Annotated in this window: 12 protein-coding genes; all 12 read left to right on the top strand. The window is 59.0% G+C overall.

Annotated elements, in window-relative coordinates:
• Positions 1-97 precede the first annotated feature (97 nt).
• A complete protein-coding gene (gene mtnA, locus DYL61_RS00060) occupies positions 98-1,168 on the top strand; it encodes an S-methyl-5-thioribose-1-phosphate isomerase (protein ID WP_135306689.1) in 1,071 nt (356 codons plus the stop codon).
• A 424-nt stretch (positions 1,169-1,592) separates the two neighbouring features.
• Positions 1,593-4,247, top strand: coding sequence for a DNA gyrase subunit A (gene gyrA / locus DYL61_RS00055; RefSeq protein WP_135306688.1), 2,655 nt, complete (start codon positions 1,593-1,595; stop codon positions 4,245-4,247).
• 243 nt (positions 4,248-4,490) lie between these two features.
• Complete coding sequence (gene serC, locus DYL61_RS00050) at positions 4,491-5,576, top strand: 3-phosphoserine/phosphohydroxythreonine transaminase (RefSeq protein WP_135306687.1); 1,086 nt, start codon at positions 4,491-4,493, stop codon at positions 5,574-5,576.
• On the top strand, positions 5,576-6,670 hold the full coding sequence (gene pheA, locus DYL61_RS00045) for a prephenate dehydratase (protein ID WP_033902524.1): 1,095 nt from the start codon (positions 5,576-5,578) through the stop codon (positions 6,668-6,670). The genes serC and pheA overlap by 1 nt, the downstream gene beginning before the upstream one ends.
• 9 nt (positions 6,671-6,679) lie before the next feature.
• Positions 6,680-7,792 (top strand): histidinol-phosphate transaminase, encoded by a 1,113-nt coding sequence (gene hisC, locus DYL61_RS00040; protein ID WP_135306686.1) that lies wholly within the window; start codon positions 6,680-6,682, stop codon positions 7,790-7,792.
• 28 nt (positions 7,793-7,820) lie between these two features.
• On the top strand, positions 7,821-10,031 hold the full coding sequence (locus tag DYL61_RS00035; protein WP_238704510.1) for a bifunctional prephenate dehydrogenase/3-phosphoshikimate 1-carboxyvinyltransferase: 2,211 nt from the start codon (positions 7,821-7,823) through the stop codon (positions 10,029-10,031).
• Positions 10,028-10,717: a (d)CMP kinase gene (gene cmk, locus DYL61_RS00030; RefSeq protein WP_135306684.1), complete on the top strand. Its 690-nt coding sequence runs from the start codon at positions 10,028-10,030 to the stop codon at positions 10,715-10,717. The genes DYL61_RS00035 and cmk overlap by 4 nt, the downstream gene beginning before the upstream one ends.
• 120 nt (positions 10,718-10,837) lie before the next feature.
• On the top strand, positions 10,838-12,526 hold the full coding sequence (rpsA, locus tag DYL61_RS00025) for a 30S ribosomal protein S1 (protein ID WP_135306683.1): 1,689 nt from the start codon (positions 10,838-10,840) through the stop codon (positions 12,524-12,526).
• A 158-nt stretch (positions 12,527-12,684) separates the two neighbouring features.
• Positions 12,685-12,969 (top strand): hypothetical protein, encoded by a 285-nt coding sequence (locus DYL61_RS00020; RefSeq protein WP_135306682.1) that lies wholly within the window; start codon positions 12,685-12,687, stop codon positions 12,967-12,969.
• Positions 12,970-13,090: 121 nt separating this feature from the next.
• Positions 13,091-13,387 carry an integration host factor subunit beta gene (gene ihfB / locus DYL61_RS00015; RefSeq protein WP_003189779.1) on the top strand — a complete coding sequence of 99 codons (297 nt, stop codon included), beginning with the start codon at positions 13,091-13,093 and terminating at the stop codon, positions 13,385-13,387.
• Positions 13,388-13,410: 23 nt separating this feature from the next.
• Entirely contained in the window at positions 13,411-13,653 is a 243-nt protein-coding gene (locus DYL61_RS00010; RefSeq protein ID WP_135306681.1) for a lipopolysaccharide assembly protein LapA domain-containing protein, read from the top strand.
• 415 nt (positions 13,654-14,068) lie between these two features.
• The coding region (locus tag DYL61_RS00005; RefSeq protein ID WP_238704506.1) for a Wzz/FepE/Etk N-terminal domain-containing protein at positions 14,069-14,315 on the top strand (247 nt) is incomplete at its 3' end.

The raw sequence follows: 14,315 nt of genomic DNA, 5'->3' as shown, positions 1-14,315 counted from the left end.
TCCCAGGCAGCTATAAAAGAAGGGCGAAGTATACCCGAGCGTCCTGGCTGGCGGATCGCTATAATCGGCGGCTTTGTTCATGAGTGCGGAGTAGGGAATGCGCGATCGGCTGTTGGCTGCGGAGAAAGTGAAGGCCATCGATTGGCGCGATGGCGTGCTGCACCTGCTCGATCAGCGTGCCTTGCCGTCCCGGGAAAGCTGGGTCGCCTGCTCCACGGTTGATGAGGTGGCTGCGGCCATCCGCTCGATGACAGTGCGCGGTGCATCGGCCATCGGTATCAGTGCTGCGTATGGCTTGGTGATCGCCGCCCGCGAGCGAATTGCCGAAGGCGTTGACTGGCAAGCGGCGTGGGAAGAGGACTACGCACTATTGGCCGATACCCGACCGACCGGATCGAATCTGTTTTGGGCGCTGAAGCGCATGCGCGACCGTCTGGACCGGGTCAAGAAGCACGCTGATCCGCTGGCGGTGCTAGAGGCCGAAGCCATCGCGATTCATGAAAGCGACCGCGAAGCCAACCTCACCATGGCCCAGTTGGGCGCCGAACTGATCCGCAAGCACCAGGGTAACGCGCAGGCGATCCTCACCCATGGCAATGCTGGCGCTTTGGCTACGGGCGGCGTCGGTACGGCCCTTGGCGTGATTCGCGCGGCTTACCTTGAAGGCATGGTCGAGCAGGTCTACGCCAACGAAACCCGGCCCTGGCTGCAAGGCTCGCGGCTGACGGCCTGGGAATTGGCGGGCGAGGGCATCCCGGTCAAGGTGAATGCGGACTCGGCAGGCGCGCATATCCTCAAGGCCAAGGGCGTGACCTGGGTGATTGTCGGCGCCGACTGCATTGCGGCCAATGGCGATGTGATCAGCAAGATCGGCACCTACCAACTGGCCGTGTGCTCCATGCACCATGGGGTGCGCTTTATGGTGGTGGCGGCGAGTTCGACCATTGACTTGATGATGGCAACTGGCGATGACGTCGCGCTGGAAGAGCGGGACTCGGGCGAGTTGCTGGACATCGTTGGGCAGCGATTGGGGGTGGAGGCGCTCAACCCGGTTTTCGACGTGACGCCAGCCGATTTGATCGATGTGATCGTGACCGAAAAGGGCATTGTCGAGCGGCCGGATGTGGCCAAATTGGCCAGGTTGATGTGCCGTAAGCGGCTGCATTGATGGCGTTGGTGTCTGTTAGATAGCTATCGGGGGCAAGCCCTCTCCCACATTTTGAATGCATTCACAATTCAAGTGTGGGAGGGGGCGTGCCCCCGATTGGCCCTCAAGGTCAATAAATCCCTCGGATCTGCCCCCGGAAAACCACCCCAACCCAGCTCTGAGCCCCTCTCGTCCCCCTCAAGCCTGTCACCCGTCAACTAACTATGCTCCATGCGCATCAGGGGGATAGGTGCGTGGCGGCGATTGTGATAACATCCGGCGGTTTCCAGGGCCGCCCCGAGGGGAGGCCTTAAACGTGCAGATCCGTGTCATAACTCGTTGATTTGTCGTAAGTCGTTGTCAGGCACCGTGCCGGCAGCGGCGAGCTTCGTTCGTCCCATATGGATGTGACGAGGTTTCACCCGAAAAAGGAATCAGGCTTCTCATGGGCGAACTGGCCAAAGAAATCCTCCCGGTCAATATCGAAGACGAGCTGAAACAGTCCTACCTCGACTACGCGATGAGCGTAATTGTCGGTCGGGCACTGCCTGATGCGCGCGATGGCTTGAAGCCCGTGCACCGGCGTGTGCTGTTCGCGATGAGCGAGCTGGGTAACGACTGGAACAAGCCGTACAAGAAATCTGCCCGTGTTGTCGGTGACGTGATCGGTAAGTATCACCCTCACGGCGACACTGCGGTGTACGACACCATCGTTCGGATGGCCCAGCCGTTCTCCCTGCGCTACCTGCTGGTAGACGGCCAGGGTAACTTCGGTTCGGTCGACGGCGACAACGCTGCGGCCATGCGATACACCGAAGTGCGCATGACCAAGCTGGCGCACGAGTTGCTGGCCGACCTGCACAAAGAAACCGTGGACTGGGTGCCGAACTACGACGGCACCGAAATGATCCCGGCCGTCATGCCGACCAAGATTCCCAACCTGTTGGTCAACGGTTCCAGCGGCATCGCCGTGGGCATGGCCACCAACATCCCGCCGCACAACCTCGGTGAAGTCATCGACGGTTGCCTGGCCCTCATCGACAACCCTGAGCTGACCGTCGATGAGCTGATGCAATACATCCCCGGTCCAGACTTCCCGACCGCCGCGATCATCAACGGTCGTGCCGGCATCATCGAAGCCTACCGCACCGGTCGTGGCCGTATTTACATGCGCGCCCGTTCGATCATCGAAGACATCGACAAGGTCGGTGGCCGCCAGCAGATCGTCATCACCGAACTCCCGTACCAGCTGAACAAGGCGCGTCTGATCGAGAAGATCGCCGAGCTGGTTAAAGAGAAGAAGCTCGAAGGCATCACCGAACTGCGCGACGAGTCCGACAAAGACGGTATGCGCGTAGTGATCGAGCTGCGCCGTGGCGAAGTGCCTGAGGTGATCCTCAACAACCTCTACGCCCAGACCCAGCTGCAAAGTGTGTTTGGCATCAACGTGGTTGCACTGATCGACGGCCGCCCGCGCATCCTGAACCTCAAGGATCTGCTGGAAGCCTTCGTCCGTCACCGTCGCGAAGTGGTCACCCGCCGTACCGTCTTCGAACTGCGCAAGGCTCGCGAACGCGGCCACATCCTGGAAGGCCAGGCGGTTGCGCTGTCGAACATCGACCCGGTGATCGCCCTGATCAAAGCCTCGCCAACTCCATCGGAAGCCAAGGAAGCGCTGATCAGCACGCCTTGGGAATCCAGCGCCGTGGTGGCCATGGTTGAACGTGCCGGCGCCGACTCGTGCCGTCCAGAGACCCTGGACCCGCAATACGGTCTGCGTGAAGGCAAGTACTTCCTGTCGCCGGAACAGGCTCAGGCCATCCTGGAACTGCGCCTGCACCGTCTGACCGGCCTGGAGCACGAGAAGCTGCTGGCCGAGTACCAGGAGATCCTCAACCAGATCGGCGAGCTGATCCGCATCCTCAGTAGCGCCGTGCGCCTGATGGAAGTGATCCGCGAAGAACTGGAAGTGATCCGCGCCGAATACGGCGATGTGCGTCGCACCGAGATCCTCGATGCGCGCCTCGACCTGACCCTGGGCGACATGATCCCGGAAGAAGAGCGCGTGGTAACCATCTCCCACGGTGGCTATGCCAAGACCCAGCCGCTGGCTGCGTACCAGGCCCAGCGCCGTGGTGGTAAAGGTAAATCGGCTACCGGCGTGAAGGATGAGGACTACATCGCTCACCTGCTGGTCGCCAACAGCCATACCACGCTGCTGCTGTTCTCCAGCAAGGGCAAGGTGTACTGGCTCAAGACTTACGAAATCCCGGAAGCCTCCCGTGCCGCCCGTGGTCGCCCACTGGTCAACCTGCTGCCGCTGGACAGTGATGAATACATCACCACCATGCTGCCGGTCGAGGAATACACCGAAGGTCACTTCATCTTCATGGCCACCGCCAAAGGCACCGTGAAGAAGACCCCGCTGGAATCCTTCAGCCGCCAGCGCAGCGTGGGCCTGATCGCCCTTGAGCTGGACGAAGGCGACGTGTTGATCTCCGCTGCCATCACCGATGGCGAGCGTGAAGTCATGCTGTTCTCCGACGGTGGCAAGGTCACGCGCTTCAAGGAATCCGACGTGCGTGCCATGGGCCGTACCGCCCGCGGTGTGCGCGGCATGCGTCTGCCGGAAGGGCAGAAGCTGATTTCGATGCTGATCCCGGAAGAAGGCAGCCAGATCCTCACCGCTTCGGCGCGTGGCTACGGCAAGCGTACCGCCATCAGCGAGTTCCCTGAGTACAAGCGTGGCGGCCAGGGCGTTATCGCCATGGTCAGCAACGACCGTAACGGCCGTCTGGTCGGCGCGGTGCAGGTGCTCGATGGCGAGGAAATCATGCTGATTTCCGATCAGGGCACCCTGGTACGTACCCGTGTGGATGAAGTGTCGAGCCTGGGCCGTAACACTCAGGGCGTGACCTTGATCAAGCTGGCCAGCGACGAGACGCTGGTGGGCCTGGAGCGCGTGCAGGAACCGTCGGAAGTCGAAGGCGAGGAGCTGGAAGGCGAGGCATTTGACGGCGAGGTGATCGCCGCTGGCGATGACAACGTCGACGAGCCAACACTCGACGCTGCCGCAGACGAAGAAGAACCGCAGGAATAAGCGGACACACAGGGGGCGGATGAAGATTCGCCCCCTTGTTGTTTGTCCCTTCTGAAATAACACGTCCTTTGGCTGGACGCGGTCAATGTGGGAGCTGGCTTGCCTGCGATGGCAGCGCCGCGGTATCACTGTGCTACCGAGGCGCCCTTATCGCAGGCAAGCCAGCTCCCACAAGGGTTCGCTCCAGAGAAAGGTCGTTGCCGAACATGATTGCAGCCCCACCAGATCAGAGTGAGATTGGATGTGAGCAAGAGAGCCTATAACTTCTGTGCCGGTCCCGCGGCGCTTCCTGAAGCAGTCCTGCAGCGTGCGCAGGGTGAACTCCTCGACTGGCATGGAAAAGGCCTCTCCGTGATGGAAATGAGCCATCGCAGCGACGAGTTCGTGTCCATTGCCAACAAGGCCGAGCAGGATCTGCGTGACTTGCTGGACATCCCCTCCAACTACAAAGTGCTGTTCCTGCAAGGCGGCGCCAGCCAGCAGTTCGCCCAGCTGCCGCTGAACCTGCTGCCGGAAGGCGGCACTGCCGACTATATCGACACCGGTATCTGGGGCCAGAAGGCCATCGAAGAAGCCTCGCGCTACGGCAACGTCAATGTCGCCGGCACCGCCAAGCCGTACGATTACTTCGCCATCCCCGGTCAGAACGAGTGGAAGCTGTCGAAGGACGCGGCCTACGTCCACTACGTCGCCAACGAAACCATCGGCGGCCTGGAGTTTGACTGGGTGCCGGAAGTCGGCGACGTTCCGCTGGTGTGCGACATGTCCTCGGACATCCTCTCGCGCCCAATCGATGTGTCCAAGTACGGCATGATCTACGCCGGCGCCCAGAAAAACATCGGCCCGAGCGGCATCCTGGTCAACATCATCCGCGAGGACCTGCTGGGCCGCGCGCGCGCGCTGTGCCCGACCATGCTCAACTACAAGGTCGCGGCCGACAACGGCTCGATGTACAACACGCCGCCGGCCTTCGCCTGGTACCTGTCCGGCCTGGTGTTCGAGTGGCTCAAGGAGCAGGGCGGCGTGGCGGCCATGGGCAAACTGAACGAAGAGAAGAAGCGCACCCTGTACGACTTCATCGACGCCAGTGGCCTGTACAGCAATCCGATCAACCTGACCGACCGCTCGTGGATGAACGTGCCGTTCCGCCTGGCTGACGACCGCCTGGACAAGCCGTTCCTGGCCGGTGCCGACGCCCGCGGCCTGCTGAACCTCAAGGGCCACCGTTCCGTCGGCGGCATGCGCGCCTCTATCTACAATGCCGTCGACATCCACGCGATCAACGCGCTGGTTGCCTACATGGCAGAGTTCGAAAAGGAACACGGCTAATGTCTGAGCAAGAACTCAAGGCCCTGCGTGTACGCATCGACAGCCTGGACGAGAAAGTCCTGGAACTGATCAGTGAGCGTGCGCGCTGTGCCCAGGAAGTAGCGCGGGTGAAGATGGCGTCCCTGGCGGAAGGCGAAGTGCCAGTATTCTACCGCCCTGAGCGTGAAGCCCAGGTGCTCAAGCGCGTGATGGAACGCAACAAGGGCCCGCTGGGCAACGAAGAGATGGCGCGGTTGTTCCGTGAAATCATGTCGTCGTGCCTGGCCCTGGAGCAGCCGCTGAAAGTGGCGTATCTCGGCCCGGAAGGCACCTTCACCCAGGCCGCCGCCATGAAGCACTTTGGTCACGCCGTGATCAGCAAGCCGATGGCTGCGATTGACGAAGTGTTCCGTGAAGTGGCTGCCGGTGCGGTGAACTTTGGCGTGGTGCCGGTGGAAAACTCCACGGAAGGCGCGGTCAACCACACCCTGGACAGCTTCCTTGAACACGACATGGTGATCTGCGGCGAAGTCGAGCTGCGCATCCACCACCACCTGTTGGTGGGCGAGAACACCAAGACCGACAGCATCAGCCGCATCTACTCCCACGCCCAGTCCCTGGCCCAGTGCCGCAAGTGGCTGGACGCCCACTACCCGAATGTCGAGCGCGTGGCGGTGTCCAGCAACGCCGAAGCGGCCAAGCGGGTCAAGGGCGAGTGGAACTCGGCAGCCATCGCCGGGGATATGTCGGCGAGCCTGTACGGCCTGACGCGCCTGGCCGAGAAAATCGAGGACCGTCCGGACAACTCCACGCGCTTCCTGATGATCGGTAACCAGGAAGTGCCTCCGACCGGCGACGACAAGACCTCGATCATCGTGTCCATGAGTAACAAGCCTGGCGCGCTGCATGAACTGCTGGTGCCGTTCCACGATAACGGGATTGACCTGACACGCATCGAGACGCGTCCTTCGCGCAGCGGTAAATGGACCTACGTGTTCTTTATCGACTTCGTTGGCCACCATCGCGACCCGCTGGTCAAAGGTGTGCTGGAGCAAATCAGTCAGGAAGCCGTGGCACTCAAGGTGCTGGGCTCTTACCCGAAAGCGGTTTTGTGAGGCTTTAACATGAGTGGCAACTTCCTCACCCTGGCACAGCCGGGCGTGCAACAACTGTCGCCTTACGTCCCGGGTAAGCCTGTGGACGAGTTGGCGCGTGAGTTGAATCTGGATCCGTCCAGGATCGTCAAGCTGGCAAGCAACGAAAACCCGCTGGGCCCGAGCCCTAAAGTACTGGCGGCGATTCGTGAAGAGCTGGCCGAACTGACTCGCTATCCCGATGGCAATGGCTTTGCCCTTAAGTCGTTGTTGGCTGAAAAGTGCCGGGTTGAGCTGAACCAGGTCACCTTGGGCAACGGCTCCAACGACATTCTTGAGCTGGTCGGTCGCGCCTATCTGGCACCCGGCTTGAACGCCGTGTTCAGCGAGCACGCGTTTGCCGTGTATCCGATTGTCACCCAGGCGGTTGGCGCAGACGCACGGGTCATTCCTGCCAAGGACTGGGGTCACGACCTGCCGGCCATGTTGGCAGCCATCGACGCCCAGACCCGCGTAGTGTTTATCGCCAACCCGAACAATCCAACCGGCACCTGGTTCGACGCGCAAGCGCTGGACGATTTCCTGCAAGACGTGCCCGAGCACGTGCTGGTGGTGCTGGACGAGGCTTACATCGAGTACGCCGAAGGCAGCGACCTGCCCGATGGCCTGGACTTCCTGGCGGCCTACCCGAACCTGCTGGTGTCGCGCACGTTCTCCAAAGCCTATGGTCTGGCGTCGTTGCGGGTGGGCTATGGCCTGTCGACTGCGGTGGTTGCCGATGTGCTGAACCGCGTGCGTCAACCGTTCAACGTCAACAGTCTCGCCCTGGCGGCAGCCTGTGCGGCGGTGAAGGATGCCGACTACCTGGAAGAAGGCCGTCGCCTCAACGAAAGCGGCATGTTGCAGTTGCAGGACGGTTTCCGTGAACTGGGCCTGGGCTGGATTCCCTCCAAAGGCAACTTCATCTGCGTCGATCTCGGCCAAGTGGCGGCCCCAGTGTTCCAGGGCCTGTTGCGCGAAGGCGTGATCGTGCGCCCGGTGGCCAACTACGGCATGCCGAATCACCTGCGTATCACCATCGGTTTGCCGGCCGAAAACACCCGCTTCCTGGAGGCGCTGGCCAAGGTTCTGGCTCGTGGTTGATGTCACTGCATTGCAACCTGCTGTGCCTATGATCGGTCGCCTGGTGGTGGTCGGCCTGGGGTTGATCGGTGGCTCCTTCGCCAAAGGCCTGCGTGAAAGCGGGCTGTGTGGCGAAGTGGTCGGTGTGGACCTGGACCCGCAATCGCGCAAGCTGGCGGTCGAGTTGGGTGTGGTGGATCGCTGTGAGGCGGACTTGGCGCTGGCGTGCCAGGGCGCGGACGTGATCCAGCTCGCGGTGCCGATCCTGGCGATGGAGAAGGTGCTGGGGTTGTTGGCGGGGATGGACCTGGGTCAAGCGATCCTGACGGATGTCGGCAGTGCCAAAGGCAATGTGGTGCGTGCTGCGCAGCTGGCCTTTGGCGGTATGCCTGCGCGGTTCGTGCCGGGGCATCCGATTGCCGGATCCGAGCAGTGTGGGGTGGAAGCCTCCAATGCACAGCTGTTCCGTCGTCATAAAGTCATCCTTACGCCGCTTGAGCAGACCGACCCCGCAGCGCTGGCGGTGGTGGATCGTCTCTGGCGCGAGCTGGGTGCGGATGTGGAGCATATGCAGGTTGAGCGCCACGATGAAGTGTTGGCGGCGACCAGTCATTTGCCGCACCTGCTGGCGTTCGGCCTGGTGGATTCCCTGGCCAAGCGCAACGAAAACCTCGAGATTTTCCGTTATGCCGCCGGTGGTTTTCGCGATTTCACGCGCATTGCCGGCAGCGACCCGGTGATGTGGCACGACATCTTCCTCGCCAATCGCGAGGCCGTGTTGCGCACCCTGGACACCTTCCGCAGTGATCTCGACGCCTTGCGTGATGCGGTCGATGCCGGGGATGGCCATCAGTTATTGGGCGTGTTCACCCGTGCGCGGATGGCGCGTGAACATTTCAGCAAGATCCTGGCGCGCCGGGCTTACGTGGAAACCGCAGTGAGCGCAGAAGAGTTGACCTTCCTCGTCAATCCGGGCGGCCGCTTGAGCGGGCGCATCCGGGTGCCGGGTGATAAGTCGATCTCCCACCGGTCGATCATGTTGGGTTCACTGGCCGACGGCGTGACCGAGATCGAAGGCTTCCTGGAAGGCGAAGACGCCCTGGCGACCTTGCAGGCGTTTCGCGATATGGGCGTGGTCATTGAAGGCCCGCACCATGGGCGCGTGACTATTCACGGGGTGGGCTTGCATGGTTTGAAGTCCGCGCCGGGGCCGATTTATCTCGGTAACTCGGGTACGTCCATGCGCTTGCTCTCTGGTTTGTTGGCGGCGCAGAGCTTTGACAGTGTATTGACCGGCGACGCTTCGCTGTCCAAGCGTCCGATGAGTCGCGTGGCCAAGCCACTGCGGGAAATGGGCGCAGTGATCGAGACCGGACCGGAGGGGCGCCCGCCGCTGACCATTCGCGGCGGTAAGGTGCTCAAAGGTGTGAGCTATGCGATGCCGATGGCCAGTGCCCAGGTCAAATCCTGCCTGCTGCTGGCTGGGCTTTACGCCGAAGGCAAAACGTCGGTGACCGAGCCTGCTCCGACTCGCGACCATACCGAGCGCATGTTGCGTGGTTTCGGTTATCCGGTGGTGGTGGAGGGGGCTACGGCGTCGGTGGAGTCCGGTTCCAGACTGACGGCGACGCATATCGAAGTGCCGGGGGATATTTCCTCCGCCGCGTTTTTCTTGGTGGCCGCGTCGATTGCCGAGGGTTCTGAGTTGTTGCTGGAGCATGTCGGTATTAACCCGACGCGCACCGGGGTGATCGATATCCTGCGGCTGATGGGCGCGGATATCACCCTGGAAAACCGACGCGAAGTCGGCGGCGAGCCCGTGGCTGACCTGCGGGTACGTGCGGCAGCGTTGAAAGGAATTGAAATCCCAGAAGCGTTGGTGCCGTTGGCGATTGATGAGTTTCCGGTGCTGTTCGTCGCGGCTGCCTGTGCCGAAGGTCGGACCGTATTGCGCGGTGCACAAGAGCTGCGTGTGAAGGAGTCCGATCGTATCCAGGTCATGGCCGATGGTCTGCTGCTGCTGGGGGTTAAGTGTGAAGCGACACCTGATGGGATTATCATTGAGGGTGGCGTAATGGGTGGTGGTGAGGTCCATGCCCATGGTGATCACCGGATCGCCATGGCGTTCAGTGTGGCTTCCTTACGGGCGGAGGCACCGATTCGCATCCGTGACTGCGCCAATGTAGCTACGTCTTTTCCGAATTTTCTTACACTGTGTGCCCAAGTCGGCATCCGTGTTGCCCAAGAGGCTCAATTGTGAATATCAAAGCACCGGTGATTACCATCGACGGGCCAAGCGGCTCGGGCAAAGGCACGATCGCCGGCATCCTGGCAAAGCGCCTGGGTTGGTGCCTGCTGGATTCTGGCGCGCTATACCGTTTGCTGGCCTTTGCCGCACGTAACCATGGCGTCGATCTGACCAACGAAGAATCCCTGAAGCTGCTGGCGGCGCACCTTGATGTGCAGTTCGTCGGCGCGACGGAAGGTCATCCTCAGCGCATCATCCTTGAAGGGGATGATGTGACCGATGACCTGCGTAACGAACAAGTCGGTTCCTGGGCATCGCAAGTTGCCGCGTTGCCCGCGGTGCGTGATGCCTTGCTGCAGCGCCAGCGCGCGTTTCAGGAGTCGCCGGGCCTGGTGGCCGATGGTCGCGACATGGGGACCGTGGTGTTTCCCGAGGCGCCATTGAAGATTTTCCTGACCGCCAGCGCCGAGGAGCGTGCTCGCCGCCGCTACTTGCAGTTGAAGGGCAAAGTCGATGGTGTTAGTCTGTCGAGTCTGCTAGATGAGATCCGTGCACGTGACGAACGTGACACCCAGCGTGCGGTAGCCCCGCTCAAGCCGGCGGCTGACGCTATACAGCTGGATTCCACGGAGTTGTCCATCGAGCAGGTGCTGGAACGCATCTTGAGTGAAATCGCCATTCGCGATATCGCCGGGTGATCAAGAAGGCCGCAGGGGACCAGTCATAGTCCTGCGGTGGCTTCTTTTAACTGAAACTGACCCACACCGTCTGGGGTGTGGAGATGGGCGTATTCTTCGCCCTTATCAACAGGAATTAAAATGAGCGAAAGCTTTGCGGAACTCTTTGAAGAAAGCCTAAAAACCCTGAACCTTCAGGCAGGCTCCATCATCACCGGTGTTATCGTTGATATCGATTACCAAGCTCGCTGGGTAACCGTTCACGCTGGTCTGAAGTCTGAAGCTCTGATCCCGCTGGAACAGTTCTACAACGATGCTGGTGACCTGACTATCAATGTCGGTGACGAAGTTCACGTTGCTCTGGACTCGGTTGAAGACGGTTTCGGTGAAACCAAGCTGTCCCGTGAAAAAGCCAAGCGCGCTGAATGCTGGATTGTTCTCGAAGCAGCCTTCGCAGCTGAAGAAGTGGTCAAGGGCGTTATCAACGGTAAGGTTAAAGGCGGCTTCACTGTCGACGTTAACGGCATCCGTGCGTTCCTGCCAGGTTCTTTGGTCGACGTTCGTCCTGTGCGCGATACCACGCACCTGGAAGGCAAGGAACTCGAATTCAAGGTCATCAAACTCGACCAGAAGCGCAACAACGTTGTCGTTTCCCGTCGCAGCGTCCTGGAAGCAGAGAACTCCGCCGAGCGTGAAGCTCTGCTGGAATCCCTGCAGGAAGGCCAACAAGTCAAAGGTATCGTCAAAAACCTCACCGACTACGGCGCATTTGTCGACCTGGGTGGCGTGGATGGCCTGCTGCACATTACCGACATGGCTTGGAAGCGTATCAAGCATCCATCGGAAATCGTCAACGTTGGCGACGAGATCGATGTAAAGGTTCTGAAATACGATCGCGAGCGCAACCGTGTTTCCCTGGGCCTGAAGCAACTGGGTGAAGATCCATGGGTTGCTATCAAAGCCCGTTACCCAGAAAGCACTCGCGTAACCGCGCGTGTTACCAACCTGACCGACTACGGCTGCTTCGCTGAGCTGGAAGAAGGCGTTGAAGGTCTGGTACACGTTTCCGAAATGGACTGGACCAACAAAAACATCCACCCTTCGAAAGTCGTACAAGTCGGCGACGAAGTGGAAGTTATGGTTCTGGACATCGACGAAGAGCGTCGTCGTATCTCCCTGGGCATCAAGCAGTGCAAATCTAACCCATGGGAAGATTTCTCTGGCCAGTTCAACAAGGGCGATAAAATCTCCGGCACCATCAAGTCGATCACCGATTTCGGTATCTTCATTGGTCTGGACGGCGGCATCGACGGCCTGGTTCACCTGTCCGACATCTCCTGGAACGAAGTTGGCGAAGAAGCTGTTCGTCGTTTCAAGAAGGGCGACGAGCTGGACACCGTTATCCTGTCGGTTGACCCAGAGCGCGAGCGTATCTCCCTGGGTATCAAGCAGCTGGAAAGCGACCCGTTCTCTGAATACGTTCAGGACAACGACAAAGGCGCAATCGTTAAAGGCACCGTGAAAGAAGTTGACGCCAAAGGCGCCATCATCGTTCTGGCCGACGATATCGAAGCGACTCTGAAAGCCTCCGAAATCAGCCGTGACCGCGTTGAAGACGCGCGCAACGTTCTGAAAGAAGGCCAGGAAGTAGAAGCCAAGATCATCAGCGTTGACCGCAAGAGCCGTGTAATCCAACTCTCCATCAAGTCGAAAGACGATGCTGAAGAGAAAGAAGCCATCCAGAGCCTGAAATCTGCTCCGGAAGCTGCTGCTCCAGGCGAGACCACTATGGCCTCCCTGCTGCGCGAAGCAATGGCTAAACAGAACTAAGTTCTGTAAGGCTAAAAAAGGGCGACTTCGGTCGCCCTTTTTTGTGCCTGCAATTCCTTGAATCAACAACCGAGAACCAAGGATTACAGTTCAGTGTCAGAACTGAATATAGTCTTCATAAAAACGGTTCTCGTGATGTGGCTTCAATAAGGATCTGAATGAACAGGCTTATCGTTGTATTCGTGGTCGTAATGCTTGCAGGGTGCGCTGCCACCAGCGCCAAGACTCACGCCAGGCATGGTGTGAGTGGTATCGAGATCGATTGCTCAGGTCTGGGCAACAACTGGGGTAAGTGCGAGAGTCGCGCCGCCCGCGAGTGCAAAATGCAGGGCTATAAAGTGATCACCCGTTCCAGTGATGCCAAGGATGAAGAGGGCGACTACCTCTTCGGCTGGAACCCCGCCGGCGCAGTGACTCGCACCATGTTGGTGATCTGTAATTGAGGATGTGGCGCTGCGCCATTTATCCAGTAGATAAGTTGCCCGTCGGACTGTTCAAATTCATCAAGTCATGCTAAAACCTTCGAAGCGCTTTTCCTAGCTGCTTGAAAAAGAAGGGAAAAATATGACGAAGTCGGAGTTGATCGAACGAATTGTCACCCATCAAGGGCTGCTCTCATCCAAAGATGTGGAGCTGGCTATCAAGACCATGCTTGAGCAAATGTCCCAGTGCCTGGCGACTGGGGACCGCATTGAGATCCGCGGGTTTGGCAGCTTTTCGCTGCACTACCGTGCGCCGCGTGTGGGTCGTAATCCAAAGACGGGCCAGTCGGTTAGCCTGGATGGGAAATTTGTTCCTCACTTCAAGCCGGGGAAGGAATTGCGGGACCGGGTGAATGAAGAAGAGGAAGAAGGCGTCTGAGTTTTTGTTGGGGGGAGGGGGTTATGCGTGGCATTAAGCGCGTTGTTGTTATGCTGGCGGTGCTGGTAGTTGCGCTGGTGGTTTTAGCGTTTGTGCTGGAAAACCAACAGGTCACCACTTTGTCTTTCTTTGGCTTTGCTACCAGGCAGATGCCAGTATCGGTGTTTGTGATTATGGCTTTGATTGTGGGAATGCTGATGGGGCCGCTGTTGAACGCGATGGTGCGTAAGCGGCGTCGTACACTCGCTCCTACGGCGCGCGTTTAGAGCTTCCTGCCTCTTATTTATGAAGGTGGCCAGTAAGAAAATTGGCGCCGTCTGTCAGATAAATTTCCTAGGGCATGCCTTTTTCTCGAAGCGCTGTTTCGTCAGTCTGCGGCTCGCAAATCCAGTAACCCGGTCGGACTCGTTGAGTATTCGCTGGCTCCTGTGATTTTTATACCGTGCGGGCGCATCTTGTAGGGCTACTCCTCGCTGTTTAGGATTTGCCCTACAGATTTGTCAAGGCTTGCAATATGTCAGAGAGATGGCAAAATGAAATCTGTTCTCGATAACGGGCATTTTGTGCGCTTAAGATTTGGCAGCGACGCTGGATTTTTGCGGTCATCTAATTAGTATAAAAAATACACAATCTGGTCTGCATAACGAGCCCGCAGTTTCTCTTTGAAGGCAGGTTTTTGTTGTGAGTAGTAGCTTTCGTATCCCTCCTGTTTCTCCGTTAGTTGAAGCCGATCTTTCTGAGCTGGTAAGAATTATCTGGCATCAAAAGCGACTAATCGCATTGGTAGTCGGAGTGTGCGCGCTGCTTGCGGTTGCATATATTTTTTTTGCAACGCCGCGATATCAAGTAAGTAGCGTGTTACGGCCAGCTGCGATCAATGAATTAGATGCATTGAATCGCTCGGAAATTTATCGTCTTCCCCCTAGGG

The sequence above is a fragment of the Pseudomonas nabeulensis genome, assembly GCF_004682045.1.
In the GTDB taxonomy this organism is placed as follows: domain Bacteria; phylum Pseudomonadota; class Gammaproteobacteria; order Pseudomonadales; family Pseudomonadaceae; genus Aquipseudomonas; species Aquipseudomonas nabeulensis.
The sequence above is the reverse complement of the archived record's forward strand: the minus strand, read 5'-3'. Positions and strand labels throughout refer to the sequence as shown.